This is a genomic window from Lysobacter sp. TY2-98, from assembly GCF_003367355.1.
Taxonomy (GTDB): Bacteria; Pseudomonadota; Gammaproteobacteria; order Xanthomonadales; family Xanthomonadaceae; genus Cognatilysobacter.
The window spans coordinates 1,643,431-1,660,632 of the sequence record NZ_CP031413.1 but is presented as its reverse complement, the minus strand read 5'-3'; the positions used below and the strand labels follow the sequence as shown (position 1 = coordinate 1,660,632).

The window sequence follows — 17,202 nt, the reverse complement described above, 5'->3', positions numbered from 1 at the left end:
GCGCGGGCCTTCTCGTCGAGCAATAGCGGTGCGAATTACTTCTTCGCGTCGGCCTTGGCCTTCGCTTCTTCCGCAGCAGCGTCGGCCTTGTTGGCGACGTTCTGGGCGGCTTCGGCGGTGTTCTGCGCAGCGTTCGCCGTGGCGTTGGCGGCCGAAGCAGCGGCTTCGTTCGCGGCAGCAGCGGCGGTGTTGGCGGCGTTGTCGACCGCCTGACCGGCCTGGGCGGCGGCTTCACCGGTCGCGGCGGCGGCGGCGTCGGCGCCTTCGGCGGCGGCGTTGCCGGCAGCGGCGGCGGCGTCAGCAGCCTTGTCGCCCGCATTCTGGGCGGCAGCGGCGGCCTGGTCGGCTTCGTTCTGCGCGGTCGGGGTGTCGTTCTTGCAGGCCGACAGCGAGAGGGCGGCGGCGACGAGGAGGACGTAGAGCTTGGTGTTCATTGAAAGTCTCCTAGGAGTTGTCTGAAACGAGATGTCACTACAGTCAGGCAACGCCAGTGCGCGCATCGCTCCGGCTGAGCCGGCCTTTATCGTTCACTGACAATGGAAAAAGCCGCCGGTCACCCGACGGCTTTTCCAAATCTACTACAGCAACCGTAGAAGAATTACTTCTTCTCGGGAGCAGCCGGCGTGGCAGCCGGGGCGGTGTCCGGCTTGGCAGCCTGGGCAGCGTCCTTGGCGGCGTCAGCAGCGTCGGCAGCCTTGTCGGCGGCGTCGGCAGCGGCGTCAGCCTGGCCAGCGGTCGGAGCAGCGGCAGCGGCGTCGGCCGAGGTGGCGGCGGCGTCGGCAGCCGAAGCAGCCGTGTCGGCAGCGGCCTGAGCGGCGCCGGCGGCGTTCGGATCCGTAGCGGCGGTCGCGTCAGCAGCGGCCTGGGCCGTCGCGGCGTCCTGCTGCGCCTGAGCGGCGGAGTCGGCAGCCTGGTCCTTGTTCGAGCAAGCGGTCAGAGCCAGGCCCAGGGCCAGGGCGATCAGCGCCTTGTTGGTGTTCATCGGGTCAATTCCTCGTCGTAGGTTTGGCAACGCGCTATTGCGCGCCCTAAACATGATGACAAGCGGCTGCGGCATGTCAAGCGCCCGTTCGACGAGCGGCTTATCACGATTATTTAACTTCAGATGATTTCGATTGCAATCGCCGTGGCTTCGCCGCCACCGATGCACAGCGATGCGACGCCACGCTTGCCGCCGCGCGCGATCAACGCATGCACGAGCGTGACCACCAGACGCGCGCCACTCGCGCCGATCGGATGGCCCAGCGCAACGGCGCCGCCATTGACGTTGAGCTTTTCCTGCGGAATGCCGAGGTCCGTCATCGGTGCCATCGCAACGCACGCGAAGGCTTCGTTGATCTCGAACAGGTCGACGTCAGCGATCGTCCAACCCGCCTTTTCCAGCACGCGACGCGTGGCTTCGACCGGGGCGGTCGTAAACAGCTCGGGTGCCTGCGCGTGGCCCGCGTGCGCGACGATGCGCGCAATGGGCTTTGCGCCGAGACGCTGCGCGGCGTCGGACGACATCAGCACGGCGGCGGCGGCGCCGTCGGAAATCTTCGACGAAGTCGCGGCGGTCAGCAGGCCGTCCTTGCCGAACGCGGCGCGCAGGCCAGGGATCTTCGACGGATCGATCTTGCCCGGCTCCTCGTCGGTGTCGACGACGACCTCACTCTTGCGGCCCTTCACCGTCACCGGAACGATTTCGGCCTTGAACGCGCCCGACGTCACCGCGTGCTGCGCGCGCTTGGCGCTTTCCGCCGCATAGGCATCGAGTGCTTCACGCGTGTAGCCGTAGGTGACGCAGGTCGCGTCGCCGAACACGCCCATGGCCTTGCCGTCGTAGGGGTTGGTCAGGCCGTCGTGGGCCATGTGGTCGAGGAACTCGGCGGAGCCGTAGCGGATGCCGGTCCGCGAGTTGTTGAGCAGATGCGGCGCATTGGTCATCGACTCCATGCCACCGGCGACGATCACCTCGGCCGAGCCGGCGCGGATCATGTCGGTGGCCAGCATCATGGCCTTCATGCCCGAGCCGCAGACCTTGTTGATGGTGATGCAGGCGGCGGAGGTCGGGATGCCCGCGGCGATCGCCGCCTGGCGCGCCGGCGCCTGACCGAGGCCCGCGGGCAGCACGCAGCCCATGATCACTTCCTGCACCACGTCGCTGGCGACGCCCGACTGCTCCAGCGCGCCGCGGATGGCGGTGGCCCCGAGCTCCGGGGTGGGGACGCCGGTGAACTGGCCGAGGAAGGAACCGATGGCGGTGCGCTTGGCACCGACGATGACGACGTCGCTCATGGCGAACTCCGGGAGGGGGCAGCCGGCGCCGGGGCCGGAACTACCCGATTATGCGGCGGCGTGTTGCGGTGCGGCAAACGTCGCCAAGCCCGCGAAATTGGACGCGGCGAAACGGGGCGATTGGCCGCCTGGATCGGCCGATGGCGGCGCCGAGCGCTAACGCCTTCTTGACGCGTCCAGAACACGGCCGTCGCAGAAATGAAAACGGGCGGCCGAGGCCGCCCGTCCTTGAAGCGATCTCAACGATCAGTTGTTGCCGTTGAACAGCTCGCGGCCGATCAGCATCCGGCGGATCTCGTTCGTGCCGGCGCCGATCGCGTAGAGCTTGGCGTCGCGCAGCAGGCGACCCGTCGGGTACTCGTTGATGTAGCCGTTGCCGCCCAGCGCCTGGATCGCTTCCAGCGTGACCTGCACGGCGGCTTCCGACGCATGCAGCAGGCATGACGCTGCATCCACGCGCGACTTGTGCCCCGCGTCGTAATCGCGCGCCACCTGGTAGGCGAACGCGCGCGACGACTGCAGCGATGTGTACATGTCCGCGACCTTGCCCTGCATCAGCCCGAACGTGCCGATCGCGTGGTCGAACTGCTTGCGCTCGCGCACGTAGGGCAGGGTGATGTCGAGCGCGGCCTGCATCAGGCCCAGGGGGCCGCCGGTGAGCACGAGGCGCTCGGTGTTGAGGCCCGACATCAACACCTTGACGCCGTTGTTCACCTCGCCGAGCACGTTCTCCTGCGGGATCTCGCAGTTCTCGAACACCAGCTCGCAGGTGTTGCTGCCGCGCATGCCGAGCTTGTCGAGCTTCTGCGCGGTGCTGAAGCCCTTCATGCCCTTTTCGACGATGAAGGCGGTCATGCACTTGCTGCCGGCGTCCTTGCCCGCGGTGCGCATGTAGACGACGAGCACGTCGGCCTCGGGGCCGTTCGTGATCCACATCTTGTTGCCGTTCGCGATCCACACGCCGTCGCGCAGTTCGGCACGGCAGCTCATGGAGCCAACGACGTCCGAGCCGGCACCCGGCTCGCTCATCGCGAGCGCGCCCTTCCACTCGCCGCTGCAGAGCTTCGGCAAATACTTCTGACGCTGCGCCTCGTTGCCGTTCGCATAGAGGTTGGACACGCACAGGTTCGAATGCGCGCCGTACGACAAACCCACCGAACCTGACGCGCGGGAAATCTCTTCCATCGCGACGAGATGCGCGAGATAGCCCATCTCGCTGCCGCCGTATTCGCCCGGCACGGTCATGCCGAGCAGGCCCATCTCGCCGAGTTTCGGCCACAGGTCCTGCGGGAAGACGTTGTCGTGGTCGATCTGCGCGGCGCGCGGCGCGATCTCGGATTCGGCAAAGCGACGCACAGCGTCGCGCAGGGCATCGATCTCTTCGCCGAGAGGGAACGGTCGCATGCTGAACTGCCTCACTTGGATTGCGTGGTGCGCCGATCAAGTGCGGGGCAGGCGAACCGCACGGCGCGAGCTCGTGCGGCTTGCCGCAGCCCCCCTTGAGTCAAGGGGGGCGCCGCGACAGCGGCGGGGGTTGTGGGTGCTGACGACTGGGGCCCGAGTTTTTCGCGAAGCGAAAAACGCAGGGGGATTTATCGGTCAAAGACCGATAAATCAGTGCCCGCCGCGAATGCGACCTTCGAAGCGCGGCTTCGAACGGCCCAGCGGGAGCTTGAGCTTGCCGAGCATCGCGATGCGCTCTTCGGCCATGCGGTCGGCGGCGCGGTAGGTCGGGATGCCGTCGCGGTCTGCGATCTCGTAGATGCGCGCGAGGTTGTGATAGATCGTGCGCATCATGCGCATCGCGCGCTCACGGTTGTAGCCCGTGATTTCCAGCGCCACGTTCATCACGCCGCCCGCGTTCACCGCGTAGTCCGGCGCATAGACGATGCCGCGCTTCTCGACTTCGTCGCCGATGGCGTTGTTCGCCAGCTGGTTGTTCGCGGCGCCGCAGATGATCTTCGCCTTCAGTCGCGGCAGCGTCTGCTCGTTGACGGTGCCGCCGAGCGCGCACGGCGAGTAGACGTCGGCGTCGACGTCGTAGATCGCATCCGGTGCAACGGCTTCAGCGCCGTACTCGTCAACCGCACGGTCGACCAGGGACTTGTTGATGTCGGTGACGAACACCTTGGCGCCGCGCTCGCGCAGCAGCTTCACGTATTCCATGCCGACGTGGCCGAGGCCCTGCACGGCATACGAATAGTTGCCGACTTCCTCGTTGCCGTACTTGCGGTTCAGCGTGGCCATCAGGCCCTGCAGCGCGCCGTAGGCGGTGAACGGCGACGGATCGCCCGAACCACCGTGCACCTGGTGCACGCCGGTCACGTATTCGGTTTCGCGGTAGACGTATTCCATGTCGTTGACGTCGATACCGACGTCTTCCGCGGTGATGTAACGACCGCCCAGCGAATCGACGAACTTGCCGAACGCGCGGAACAGCGCTTCGGACTTGTCCTTCGACGGATCGCCGATGATCACGGCCTTGCCGCCACCGATGTCGAGACCCGCCACCGCGTTCTTGTAGGTCATGCCGCGCGACAGGCGGAGCACGTCGTTCAGCGCTTCCTGCTCGCTCGCGTACGGCCACATGCGCGTGCCGCCGAGGGCCGGGCCGAGCACGGTGTTGTGGATCGCGATGATGGCCTTGAGGCCCGCGTCCTTGTTGTGGCAGAACACGACCTGCTCGTGGCCGGTGGTGTCGAGGGTTTCGAAGATCATCTCGGGCTCCGCGTCGGCACCGACGAAACGCGCTCCGCGCTTTCCGGCCGACTGGTTTGGTGTGAGTCAGTGAAACGGCGTTGAAACGGCAAAGGTGCTGCAGGGTGCCCGGCGGCAAACGGCCCGACACAGAAGCGGGATTTTAGCCCACTCGCGTTCCCCGGGCCTGTACCCCGGAGGAGGGGACTTCAGCGATGCCGCCGTTCGCAGGCGTACGGCCGCTTGATGGCGGCGCGATCAGAACGCGCGGTAGGCCCGCTCGCGCAGCCACAGCGTGGCCAGCCACTTCTCGCCGCGCACCACGGGCAGGCCCGCGTGAAGCGAGGCGGGCTGCGGGCGACCGTCGGCATCCAGATTGTCGAACACCACTGCACGCCCGGCCTGCGGCTCGACGCGCAGATCGCGCTCCGGGAATTCCGTCGCCCCGCCTTCAGCCGGCGTATTGAGATAGGCGCAGATCGTGCGCCGACGATTGCCCGCCTGCGGCCCGTCGCGCTCGATCGCGTCCGGCGGTAGGTAGTCGCGATGCGGGCGGTATTCCTGTCCCGGTTCGTAGCGCAGCACGATGAGCTGTTCGGCGTCGACGAGTTCCGCGCCCGCGGCCGCGGCCATGCGCAGCTGCACCAGGCGCAAGGCGAAGTCCTCCGTCAGCGGATCGAACGAGGCATCGCTGCTCGTGCGCAGCGATTCCCGGCCGACTTCGCGTCCATCCGGCGAATGCACCTGCGACGCCCGCAGCATCGGCTGCGCGCTCGCGACCAGCAGGCGGCATTCGTCGACGGACAGCAGCCCGTCGATCTGCGCGATGCCGGGATCGGTCGCAAGCACGGTCGACGGCGGCGGATCCAGCACTTCCTCGAGTACCAGTGACGAGGGCGGTACCAGATGCCTCGGCGCCGCCGGCACCGCGATGATCTCCGGCAGGTCGGTGAACCCGCTCTCGCGCAGGCGCGCCTTGAGCTGCGACGCCGCCTCCGGATTCGCAGTCACGCCTTCACCGCGACGCAGGCGTTCGGCGAGCAGTTGGGCAGCGATCGCGTCACCGCGTCCGGCGGCGTGATCGAGCAGCTGCACGGCCAGCGCCTGGTCCTGCAGGTTGGGTTTGCGTCCGAAGTGGATCGCGGCGGCACGCAGGGCGGGCGGGTGCCCGGCCTGCACCGCGGCGAGCAGGCGCGCGGCGACCTTCTCGTCCCGCGGCAGTGCCTTGTTTCCCAGCCCGATCAGCGCGAGGAAGTAACCCGCGACTGGCTGGCCTGCGGCCTCCGCACGTTCCAGTGCCTCGATCGCGCCCGGCAGGTCCGTGTCGGTGCCGACGCCGTACATCCGCATCCGCCCCAGCTCGATCAGCGACCCCACATGTCCCGCCGCGGCGGCCTTCACATGGATGGCGTGCGCCTCCTCCATCTGCAGGTCGGCGACGAGGCCGGCCGCGAGGCGGTGCAGGTCGTCCGGGGCGCCGCTCGCGGCCTTCGCGCGCAGGGCGCCGATGTCGTTGGAATCCGTCATGGCGCGCAGCGTAACCGACCCTACGCGGCAGGCAGGGCCCGTACGGACGCCTTGTTACAATCGCCGCATCCTTAGAAATAGATGTGCGACCGCCATGAGTTCGCCTGCCGACCGCCTGCCCGAAACCACCGCCACCGCCACGGAGACCGCAACGCCGCTGCGTTTCGTCACCGCCGCGAGCCTGTTCGACGGGCACGACGCCGCCATCAACATCATGCGCCGCCTGATCCAGGGGCAGGGCGCGGAAGTCATCCACCTGGGCCACAACCGTTCGGTGGAGGACGTCGTCCGCGCGGCGCTGCAGGAAGACGCCGACGCGATCGCGCTGTCGTCCTACCAGGGCGGCCACGTCGAGTATTTCAAGTACATGGTCGACATGCTGCGCGAGCGCGGCGCCAGCCACATCCGCGTGTTCGGCGGCGGTGGCGGCACGATCACGCCGGAGGAAATCCGCGAGCTGCAGGCCTATGGCGTGGAGCGCATCTACCACCCGAACGACGGCATGCACATGGGCCTGGTCGCGATGATCGAGGACGTGATCCGTCGCGCCTCGGCCGCGCGCCTGGATAGCCAGCCCGACACCACGCACCCGGCGATGACCGACGAGATCGCGCTCGGTCGCATGCTCAGCGCGATCGAAGAGGGCGCGTTCGACGAAGCGCAGCTCGCGCACCTGCGCAAGCAGTGGCAGCTGGCCGGCAGCAAGACGCCGGTGGTGGGCATTACCGGCACGGGCGGTGCGGGCAAGTCCTCGGTCACCGACGAACTGCTCAACCGTTTCCTCGCGCATTTCCCCGACATGCACATCGCGGTGATCTCGGTCGACCCGACCCGTCGCCGCACCGGTGGTGCGCTGCTGGGCGACCGCATCCGCATGAACTCGCTGCGCAGCAACCGCGTCTACATGCGCTCGATGGCGACGCGCCGCCAGCACGCGGCGACGAACGTCGTGCTGCGCGACTGCATCGGCTTCCTCAAGGCCACGGGCTACGACCTCGTCATCGTCGAAACCGCCGGTATCGGGCAGAGCGATTCGGAGATCGTCGACCTCGTCGATTTCCCGATGTACGTCATGACGTCCGACTTCGGCGCGCCGAGCCAGCTCGAGAAGATCGACATGCTCGATTACGCCGAGCTCGTCGTGCTCAACAAGTTCGACAAGCGCGGTGCCGAAGACGCCCTGCGAGACGTGCGCAAGCAGTGGAAGCGCAACCGCGTCGCGTTCCAGATGCCGGATGAGGATGTGCCGGTCTATCCCACCATCGCCTCGCAGTTCAACGACCCCGGCATCAGCTGGATGTTCGCCAACTTCTGCCGCCTGCTGCGCGAGAAGCTTCAGCTGCCGAGCGAGAAGTGGACGCCCGACATCGACACCTCGCTGCGCGAACCGCGCGCCACCGTGCTGATCCCCGGCAGCCGCGTGCGCTACCTCGCCGAGATCGCCGAGCAGGGCCGCGGCATCAACCGCCAGATCGAGACGCAGGCCGAGATCGCCGACCGCGCGCAGTCGCTGTGGCAGGCGTTGAAGGAACTCGGTGACGCGCACCTGCCGAAGGCGCTCGACCTGTACGACAGCGCCGACCTGCTCGGCACCAGCGTGCAGCCCACCGGCTCGAACGTGCCCGACAGCCCGTCGCCGTCCGTGCCGGTGCCGGCGGCCGAAACCACCGTCGACCGCTCGCTGCTCACGCTGCGCCAGCGCTACAACGACGCGGTGCAGTCGCTCACGTCTGAAGCGCTGAAGCTGCTGCGCGAATGGCCGGCGCGTTTGAAGTCGATCACCGACGACATCACCGAATACAAGGTTCGCGACAAGGTCATCCGCGTCGAGAACTACCGCGAGTCGCTCTCGCACCAGAAGATCCCGAAGATCGCCGCGCCCACCTACAAGGGCTGGGGCGAACTGCTCACGTTCCTGCAGAAGGAAAACCTGCCGGGCGAGTACCCGTATACCGGTGGCGTGTATCCGTACCGCCGCACCGGCGAGGACCCCATCCGCATGTTCGCGGGCGAGGGCACGCCGGAGCGCACCAATCGCCGCTTCCATTACCTCAGCGTTGGCCAGCCGGCCGCGCGCCTGTCGACCGCGTTCGACAGCGTCACGCTGTACGGCGAAGACCCGGCGCCGCGCCCGGACATCTACGGCAAGATCGGCAACTCGGGCGTCAACATCCCCACGCTCGACGACATGAAGAAGCTGTACTCCGGCTTCGACCTGTGCGCGCCCAGCACGTCGGTGTCGATGACGATCAACGGCCCCGCGCCGATGATCCTCGCGATGTTCATGAACACTGCGATCGACCAGCAGGTGGAGAAGTACCTGCGCGAGGACCAGTCCCGCTGGGATGCCGCGCACGACAAGATCGAGAAGATGTTCGAAGGCCGCGTGCGGCCCAGCTATGAAGGCCCGCTGCCGGAAGGCAACGACGGCCTGGGCCTCGGCCTGCTGGGTGTCACGGGCGATGAAGTCGTCGAACCCGAGGTCTACGAGCGCATCAAGGCCTACACGCTGCAGACCGTGCGCGGCACCGTGCAGGCCGACATCCTGAAAGAAGACCAGGCGCAGAACACCTGCATCTTCAGCACCGAGTTCGCCCTGCGCATGATGGGCGACATCCAGCAGTACTTCGTCGATCGCAAGGTCCGCAACTTCTACTCGGTGTCGATCAGCGGTTATCACATCGCCGAAGCCGGCGCGAACCCGATCAGCCAGCTCGCCTTCACGCTGAGCAACGGCTTCACCATCGTCGAGTACTACCTGGCGCGTGGCATGAACATCGACGACTTCGCGCCCAACCTGTCGTTCTTCTTCAGCAACGGCATGGACCCGGAGTACACCGTCATCGGCCGCGTCGCCCGCCGCATCTGGGCCCGCGCCATGCGCGAGCGCTACGGCGCCTCGCCGCGCAGCCAGATGATGAAGTACCACATCCAGACCAGCGGCCGGTCCCTGCATGCGCAGGAGATCCAGTTCAACGACATCCGCACCACGCTGCAGGCCCTGTACGCGCTGTTCGACAACTGCAACAGCTTGCACACCAACGCCTACGATGAAGCCATCACCACGCCGACGGAAGAAAGCGTGCGCCGCGCCGTCGCGATCCAGATGATCATCAACAAGGAGCTGGGGCTCAACTTCAACGAGAACCCCTGGCAGGGCAGCTTCATCGTCGACAAGCTCACCGACATCGTCGAAGAAGCCGTCTACAAGGAGTTCGAAGCCATCAGCGAGCGCGGCGGCGTGCTGGGCGCCATGGACACCATGTACCAGCGCGGCAAGATCCAGGAAGAGTCGCTGTACTACGAACACAAGAAGCACGACGGCTCGCTGCCGCTGGTGGGCGTCAACACCTTCCTCGGCAAGGACGGCCACTCCGACGTCGCCACCGAGATCGAACTGATCCGCTCGACCGAGGAAGAGAAGGGCCAGCAGATCAGCAACGTCGCCGGCTACCAGGGCAACCGCAACGCGCGGGCAGGGGACGGCCTACGCTTCCTGCAGAAGACCGCCCGCGAGCGCCGCAACGTATTCGAGGCGCTGATGGAGGCGGTGAAGACGCATTCGCTGGGGCAGATCAGCCATGCGCTGTATGAGGTGGGTGGGGAGTACAGGCGGAATATGTAATGGGCTGAGCGGTGCAGCTATCCAGGTTCGTCGGCCATAGCTGACGAAAACGGATGCGCGATGCAGGTGCTTGCGTTCAGTCACGGTTTGCCAAGTCTAGGAGAGCCAATGAAGGCGCAATATCTGGATAAAAGGTCTGAGCGAAAAGCCACCTGTTATCTATGCTCGATCAAGCTCGGCGACTACCTAGCCTCGCTTCCAGCTTCATATGAAGATTACGAGGTCCAGCGCGAGATCGTCTCAAACGTCTACTTGGACCATCTTGTGTCCACAGTACTTGAGCGACGACACATACCCCCTATTGTGTTGATCGCCAAAACTGTGTCCAAAAACGGCTCGTCGCTAACAATCGAGAACTTTAAGATTTTGGACGGGTTGCAGCGCACATATAGGCTGCACGCGATACAGCGAACGATTGAATTTGCGCTGTCAGAGCACCTGGATCCGAGCGAACTCTTGGGACTTTCGCGCTTCGCGTTCTCGCGCAAGTTTTCGACCGAACTGCGCCAGCACAGTTCGAATACCGAGATTCTGAGGGCGGTCTTGGAGTTTCGTTCCGAGCACGGGGCTGATGAGCTTCGAAACTGCTTATCGAAGAATCCCCAGTGGTTTGAGGTATGGACTGGCCTCACGGCCGCTGACGAAGTCCGAAAAATGCTGATCCTCAACGCGGGCCATAAGCCTGTGAAGACACGCCATCAGCTTGAGCTGCTGTTCCTCAATCTACTCCCGGTTCTTCGTAGAGCGGGGGCTGGCAAGTTCGAAATCGTTCGCGAGAAAGAGGTTGGTTCGTCGCAGTTCAGCAAAGTCAGAGCACCTGGAGAGTTCCACTTTGCTCATTTAATTACCGCGATGCTTTCCTTCCTGAGGGGGAGGCCAGTTGCTGCGTCGACAGGCCTAGTCCAGGAGGTCAATGGTGCTTCCGATGATGAGGAAGATGCGACGCTGGCAATCGATCCGGAATTGTTCAACGAGGCAGTCCGTTTCCTAGTTCGCTTAGAGGCACTTCTGGAGGAACAGCACGGCGACCTCGCTCGCCTTTGGATCGGACGGGAAGTAACGCTTTCAGGGCTGTTTGCTGGGCTCGGCGCGTATTTTGCCGAGTCCAACTCCAGAGAGTTTCCCTTCAAAAAGTTCATCGCCACACTTAAAGCCAACCCGAAAGCTTTAAGGCTTTCAGAATTTGAATCTACACGAAACAGTCTGGATCTCAGCAAGATAAACATCGGAAATGTAAATCGACTTGCTGTCTTCAATGCCACGTTGAGTCTTCTGCATAACCCTTCGAGCAACCTCCATTGGCGCAAGTATTTCGCTATGGAGGCGGCGTGAAGAAGTACGAGGTTCTATACGATTGGTTGTATGCGCAGATTACGCATCTCTCGGATTCGCCAGCCGCTGAGACCTTTGCTGCAGGGCTTGTCGGGCCCGCCCAAGACGAGTTCGTCACCCTGACCGAAACGTTGCGAAATTTTGGGGCGGAGGTTGCCGGCGCAAAAGCTGGCCGTGCGCTTCTTGGCAGGTGGGGCGAGATTGCGGTTGCACTTGACGAGTTTGGTAGAAGGTTCCCTACTTTCCCGGATTTTCGCCGCGATTTGTTAATTGCATTCTGCTGCGTCGCAGGCTGGCTGTGCGTAAATCATGCCCCTGTACTGGATGCGGCTGACGTCGACGAAACGGCGTTTACAGTCCATGGTATTCCTGGGGTTGAGCTCGCCCCAGCCTGGTTCCTTCATGAGAACGCCCGACAGCCCAACGAGTCCTTGGTTGTGTTCGATTCGCGGGATCTTGCGACCTTTGAGGCGGGGCTTGCGTCCGCTGCAGCTTCGCAAGAGCTGGCTTTCGCCTTTCTTGCGGCCTTAGCGGTCGCAGAGCCGGTTGTCACTTGCCCCTGTGCGGTAGTCAAAAAATCAAATCCTCAACTCGGCATTAAAGAGATTGAGGCCTTTGTCGAGCTGCATCTTGCAATGGCCGGGCTGCCCACGCATACGCCACGGCGTATTAGTCGCACGCCGGCCGTGGTGGATAAGGATTCCGTCCGGGCAGAGTCGGCGTACCACCAATGGGCCGATGTGCTCCGAGTGTTAAGCGAATACAACAGCAGAGACGAGCTTCTGTTGAAGTATCTGACCATATACCACGTTATAGAAAATTTGATGTTCAAGATGCCGATTGTGGACCTAGAGCGGCAGAGAAACGGCTCTATGTTTTCAATCCGAGATTTTCGTCGGCTTTACGACTCGGTTAGCCTGAAAGAATTGCCTGCGTTAGAAAAGCTGTTCGAAACGGCTTTTGACCTACATGCGACGAGTGTCGTTAAGTACGGGAAGCTGGTCCGCGACACCTGGAGCGCATTGGTGGCGGCCCATGGTTCCGCTGCAATTAATAGCGCCCTGCAGCGGCTGGGGTATGAAAAAAGTGCGTCCGATTTCTCAGGACAACGCGTGCACGGCAATTACGCGAAGCTTGTCTACATAGTGCGAAATTCGATCGTTCATAACAAAGAGACAGAGTTTCACTTGACGTCTCAGTCTCTGAGCGCAGAGATTTCGCAACTCATAGAAGAATTTCTGCTCCCCACCCTAGAGCAGATCGCGTTCGGAATGATCGGGATTCCGAATGGCAAGTTGTGGTATGGGCGCAAAGAGCTGGTGTTGTATTGAGTTCCGGAAATGGGGTTGGGTTCATTTTCTGCGGCCTTGAGCCCGACTGGAAATGGGGTCAGGTTCGCTTCCAATGGATAGGGAATCTGCCCCGTCATTGACTCCGGCGCGCGTTGGCGGTTGCGTTGTCGCGATCTGCAGGTAGGGTTCGGTCTAGCTGTATTTCCAGTGGCTAACGGTTTTTGTCGATGGCCTCGTCGCAGTGCACCAACACGAGTAAAAAAGGGTCAGGCTCATTTCTTGAGAATTGGACCCGACCCTTTTTCTACACCACGCCGACGGAAGAAAGCGTGCGCCGCGCCGTCGCGATCCAGATGATCATCAACAAGGAGCTGGGGCTCAACTTCAACGAGAACCCCTGGCAGGGCAGCTTCATCGTCGACAAGCTCACCGACATCGTCGAAGAAGCCGTCTACAAGGAGTTCGAAGCCATCAGCGAGCGCGGCGGCGTGCTGGGCGCCATGGACACCATGTACCAGCGCGGCAAGATCCAGGAAGAGTCGCTGTACTACGAACACAAGAAGCACGACGGCTCGCTGCCGCTGGTGGGCGTCAACACCTTCCTCGGCAAGGACGGCCACTCCGACGTCGCCACCGAGATCGAACTGATCCGCTCGACCGAGGAAGAGAAGGGCCAGCAGATCAGCAACGTCGCCGGCTACCAGGGCAACCGCAACGCGCGGGCAGGGGACGGCCTACGCTTCCTGCAGAAGACCGCCCGCGAGCGCCGCAACGTATTCGAGGCGCTGATGGAGGCGGTGAAGACGCATTCGCTGGGGCAGATCAGCCATGCGCTGTATGAGGTGGGTGGGGAGTACAGGCGGAATATGTGATGGCCTAAGCGGCAGCCGAGTTATTCAAGGACGGGGGCATGGATAACAAAGAACTCGCGGTTCGGTGCCATGAGATCCAGACGGGGTTAGCGAACAAGGTCGTCGACGACTTTGAACAGCTGACGCTGGTCGGTAGCGCGGTTCGGCTAGCCCTTCATATTCAGGGTCTGCCCACCATCGATTACGAAAAGCTCAAGCTTGTCGCTAGTCATTTCTTGGATATCAGCCCACTCGCGCTGCGGGCGGTCGTCGAGATGCTGGCCGAGGTCGAGTTTGTAAAGCTGGCGACAACTGGGCGGACAATCGACAAGGTCGTGCCCGATGTGCCGTACTACGAGAGTCTGTACGAAACGATAGGCGAGTACGCCGCGGACGTCGGTCTGAATGAGACCGAGCAGCTTTCGGTCGAGCTGTTGCGGCGGCTTGCCAAGTCGCCAGATAAGTTGGATGCGCTGCGCAATGCGGTGGGTGCCGACAGTCGGCGTTTCGACCGTGCAGTGTCCTTGGGCGTTGACGGTGGCTACATCAAGAAGAATCGGCATCGCGGTAAAGATCTTCTACTCAGCCCTGCCTATTTCACGGAGAACGCCGACATCTTCGCCGACGCAGTGGCGAAGTCCGGCGCAAAGGGCGTCCAAAGGGTTCTGCAGGAGTTGCGAAATAATCAGGGCGTGCCGTTGTCAGTGCTCGAGGCCGCTTCGAAGAAGGGGAATTCGAATCTGACGGCTGACGAGATCGCGATATTGCAGCGGTTGGCCGGCGATGGTGTTGTCCGGCCGCCGACGATCGTTACGTCGCACTCGGGCGAGAACCACTTCATGTTCACGCCCACACCGGGAAGCGCTGCGTTGGCGGGTTCGAAGCGCGAAATTTACGAGCGCGCAATGGCGATCGTTGCGGCAATCCGTCAGGGGCAGTACTTGCCGAGGGAGTTTGCGGTGCGCAATCCGGCGGCGATCATCGGCCAGCTGAAGCACCACGGTAAATTGGGTCGCGCGACGACGGAAGCTCGGGAGCAGTACCAAAATCTTCAGCACCTCCGAATTGCCAGGCTCGTTCCTGTAGGCAATGGGTACGCCGAACTCCACGTCATTGAGACGCAGGAAAACACCGAGGCGCTGGAGATGGCCTATCAGCTCGTGACTAGCGGTGGGGTAGCGGGGATCGAAGTGGACGAAGACGCGCGTCGTGCGCTTCAGCAGGAGCAGCACTACGTTGAGTCGCTGATCGCGAGCGCTAAGCTGAAGGAGTCTACGAAAGCCCCTCTTTCCGAAGAGGCCGCCCACCAGCTCGAAATAATCTTCAATAAATAAGATGATCAAGGACCGCGCGATCAAGGAGTTGGCGTTGCGCTATGCAGCGACACGTCGATGGTATCCACACATGGAAGTGGAGGTTGCACCACCGGCGCGAGTGGGTCAGCGCGTGTCGTTAGTCACCGATATCGACGTAATCGCGGTTGTACCCGATCCGGTTTTGGGCACGCAATCGATACTTTTCGACTGCAAGACGAAAGCCGCTGAGTCGGGCGCGAACCGGTCGCTATGGCTCGGTGGATTGATGCGTCACTTCGGCGCTGAGCAGGCGTTCTGTGTGCTTAAGAAGGCCAGTATCGAATCCGATCACCGGCAGGTCGCGCAGGAGCTCGGTGTGGTCCTTATCCCTGAGGACGAATTCGAGACCTTCGCGAAGGTTAGCTCAGGCAAAGATTTGACCCGCGAGGCGGCAGTCGCTTCGATTGACGCTTGGGAGCGGATTGCGGGCCTCAAGGCAAGGTTTCCGGCTCTGGGACCGTTGCTGACCTACAGGGCGGGGGAGTTTTGGCGCATGCGGTCAAGCCACTCTGGTTGCCGCAGGGTCGTAGCTAACGTTCTCGAAACGCGAGCTGAGTTTGATCCGGCGCACGTCGAGCACGAGGTCCTGTTCGGCGACCTCGCCTCCATGTTCGGCCTTTCATTGACCGCTTTGGTTTCGTCGATCTTTCGGATCATGCTCTTACCGGCGTCGGGTGCCGACTTCGAGGAGGCCGTCCGCATGAAGCTGTACGGGGGCAGGGAGGCGTACGAACAACAGAATCGTCTGTTTAAGCTCGTTAAGCAGTCTCGCCATGGTGACGACTTCGACGACGATCTTGCACCGCCGGAATGGCCGCGTTTCACCAAGCTGTTGCGGCAGCTGCTCGACGATCCGAATGCAGTAATGCGCGCGAGCTTGATACTTAAAGAGTGCGCGTATGGCTTGATTGCCGGTGATCGCGCATATTTGTCTGCGTTGGCGAAGAGCGACGGTCAGGCAGTGCGCTTCGCGATTCTGATGGCTGATTACTTCTCTAGGGCTACCCGAGTTCCTCCCGAGTTTGGCGTACGTATCGAAAGCCGCCTGTTAGCGTTGGCCTAGAGCGGTTGCGCCATTTCCGGATAGCGCTTTTCGGAGCATCGACCGTAAGGCCTAGTCCGACGCTCGGCGGAATGTGCTTAGCACCTTAGCCTCGCGATCTGCAGCTGAAGCAGCACCACGGGGGTTGGCGTGCCCAGTTCTCACGATAAGAGCGCGTTGTTTCAGTCTTCGATATTCTCACGGCGGCCGCTCGAGCGGCTGACAGGTTGCGAACGCAATTTGCTGATGTAGGCATTGCCATCAATCCCGCCTCCGATCTCGGTCGACTAATAGAGCTTGCAATCGACTACAGCGAGAACGGGTTGCCACCGTCAGACGAACCGGGGCACGTGCGCGCACTGCTAAATGGGCAGCACGTTGATCGATTGGCACAAGCTGCGAGCGTCCTCACGGGACATCCGGATTCGAAGACCCACCTTTGGCCGTTGAAGAAGGGCGCTATCGGCCCGGGTGATCGCAGCCCTTCAAGAGCCAAGGATAAGTTGTGGGAGTTGGAGCTTTTGCATCTGCTAAGAAGTCGAAACGTAACGGCGGAACTGCGTGAGCCGGACGTTATGGTTGCGTTGCCGTCCGGCGAGTTGGCAATTGCATGCAAGCGTATCTATTCGGCGAAAAACGCGGAACTGCAGTTGTCGACTGGAGTGAGGCAGATTTCAAACGCTACGGTGCCCGGGCTCTTGGCCGTGTGCGTTGACGATCTGCTGCCGCCCTACTGCATCGTGGAGGCTCGGTCTCCTGATGATGCCGTCGCCTTCTTAGATAACCACAACATCGATTTTTTAAACCGTCATCACACGCGGCTGGCCGGCTACATCGCCGCGAAGCGTCTGTGTGGCGTCTTAGTCGCTTCGTCAGCTGCTATACGCCACCCACCCGAAGTCGGCGAAATCGCTGTTGCCATGCAATCGACGATTTGGACTACGCCTCAATGCGGCGCGGACCAGTTGCTTAAAATGGAAGAGTTGGGAGCCCTGTTGTTCGAAAGCCCGACTGGTCAACCTTGGCTTCAAGTGGAGCCTTCGAAGCGATAGTCACTAGGCGCGTGCACAGGTTTTTGCACTACAGGCAGGTAGCACATAGGGTTTAGCTCGCATCCCCCGCTGATCGCCGTGCCGCCGCAGCGGACCGCAGCTCGGTGCGTGGCCTGAGAGCACCTCGGGCTTCGTCCTGACGGGGTCGCTGC

The 17,202-nt window shown here is 62.7% G+C and carries 12 protein-coding genes and 1 pseudogene; 7 read left to right on the top strand and 6 right to left on the bottom strand.

What is annotated here, in order from left to right; translation table 11 throughout:
• Positions 1-35: 35 nt before the first annotated feature.
• The 6 genes from DWG18_RS07880 to DWG18_RS07855 all read right to left on the bottom strand — a co-directional run bounded on the left by DWG18_RS07880 (position 36) and on the right by DWG18_RS07855 (position 6,501).
• The gene (locus DWG18_RS07880) at positions 36-434 is read right to left on the bottom strand and encodes a hypothetical protein (protein WP_115646695.1); all 399 of its coding nucleotides are present in this window, start codon (positions 432-434) and stop codon (positions 36-38) included.
• 164 nt (positions 435-598) lie between these two features.
• Positions 599-982 (bottom strand): hypothetical protein, encoded by a 384-nt coding sequence (locus DWG18_RS07875; protein ID WP_115646694.1) that lies wholly within the window; start codon positions 980-982, stop codon positions 599-601.
• Between the two features lie 119 nt (positions 983-1,101).
• Complete coding sequence (locus tag DWG18_RS07870; RefSeq protein WP_115646693.1) at positions 1,102-2,277, bottom strand: acetyl-CoA C-acyltransferase; 1,176 nt, start codon at positions 2,275-2,277, stop codon at positions 1,102-1,104.
• 246 nt (positions 2,278-2,523) lie between these two features.
• The gene (locus tag DWG18_RS07865; protein ID WP_115646692.1) at positions 2,524-3,681 is read right to left on the bottom strand and encodes an isovaleryl-CoA dehydrogenase; all 1,158 of its coding nucleotides are present in this window, start codon (positions 3,679-3,681) and stop codon (positions 2,524-2,526) included.
• Positions 3,682-3,891: 210 nt separating this feature from the next.
• The gene (locus tag DWG18_RS07860; protein WP_115646691.1) at positions 3,892-4,995 is read right to left on the bottom strand and encodes a Glu/Leu/Phe/Val dehydrogenase dimerization domain-containing protein; all 1,104 of its coding nucleotides are present in this window, start codon (positions 4,993-4,995) and stop codon (positions 3,892-3,894) included.
• Positions 4,996-5,232: 237 nt separating this feature from the next.
• A complete protein-coding gene (locus DWG18_RS07855) occupies positions 5,233-6,501 on the bottom strand; it encodes a 2OG-Fe(II) oxygenase (RefSeq protein WP_115646690.1) in 1,269 nt (422 codons plus the stop codon).
• Positions 6,502-6,595: 94 nt separating this feature from the next.
• Between DWG18_RS07855 and DWG18_RS07850 the strand changes: the two genes are divergently transcribed.
• From DWG18_RS07850 to DWG18_RS15265, 7 genes and pseudogenes are all read left to right on the top strand, one after another.
• Entirely contained in the window at positions 6,596-10,126 is a 3,531-nt protein-coding gene (locus DWG18_RS07850; protein ID WP_115646689.1) for a methylmalonyl-CoA mutase family protein, read from the top strand.
• Positions 10,127-10,234: 108 nt separating this feature from the next.
• Positions 10,235-11,458: a hypothetical protein gene (locus DWG18_RS07845; RefSeq protein ID WP_162823761.1), complete on the top strand. Its 1,224-nt coding sequence runs from the start codon at positions 10,235-10,237 to the stop codon at positions 11,456-11,458.
• Positions 11,455-12,789 (top strand): hypothetical protein, encoded by a 1,335-nt coding sequence (locus DWG18_RS07840; RefSeq protein ID WP_115646687.1) that lies wholly within the window; start codon positions 11,455-11,457, stop codon positions 12,787-12,789. The genes DWG18_RS07845 and DWG18_RS07840 overlap by 4 nt, the downstream gene beginning before the upstream one ends.
• A 269-nt stretch (positions 12,790-13,058) precedes the next feature.
• Positions 13,059-13,622: pseudogene (locus tag DWG18_RS07835) on the top strand (methylmalonyl-CoA mutase family protein); the annotation flags it as partial.
• 38 nt (positions 13,623-13,660) lie between these two features.
• A complete protein-coding gene (locus DWG18_RS07830) occupies positions 13,661-14,935 on the top strand; it encodes a hypothetical protein (RefSeq protein ID WP_115646686.1) in 1,275 nt (424 codons plus the stop codon).
• 1 nt (position 14,936) lies between these two features.
• Entirely contained in the window at positions 14,937-16,019 is a 1,083-nt protein-coding gene (locus tag DWG18_RS07825; protein ID WP_115646685.1) for a hypothetical protein, read from the top strand.
• A gap of 206 nt (positions 16,020-16,225) precedes the next feature.
• Positions 16,226-17,050, top strand: a complete 825-nt coding sequence (locus DWG18_RS15265; protein WP_162823760.1) for a hypothetical protein — start codon at positions 16,226-16,228, stop codon at positions 17,048-17,050.
• Positions 17,051-17,202: the final 152 nt, after the last annotated feature.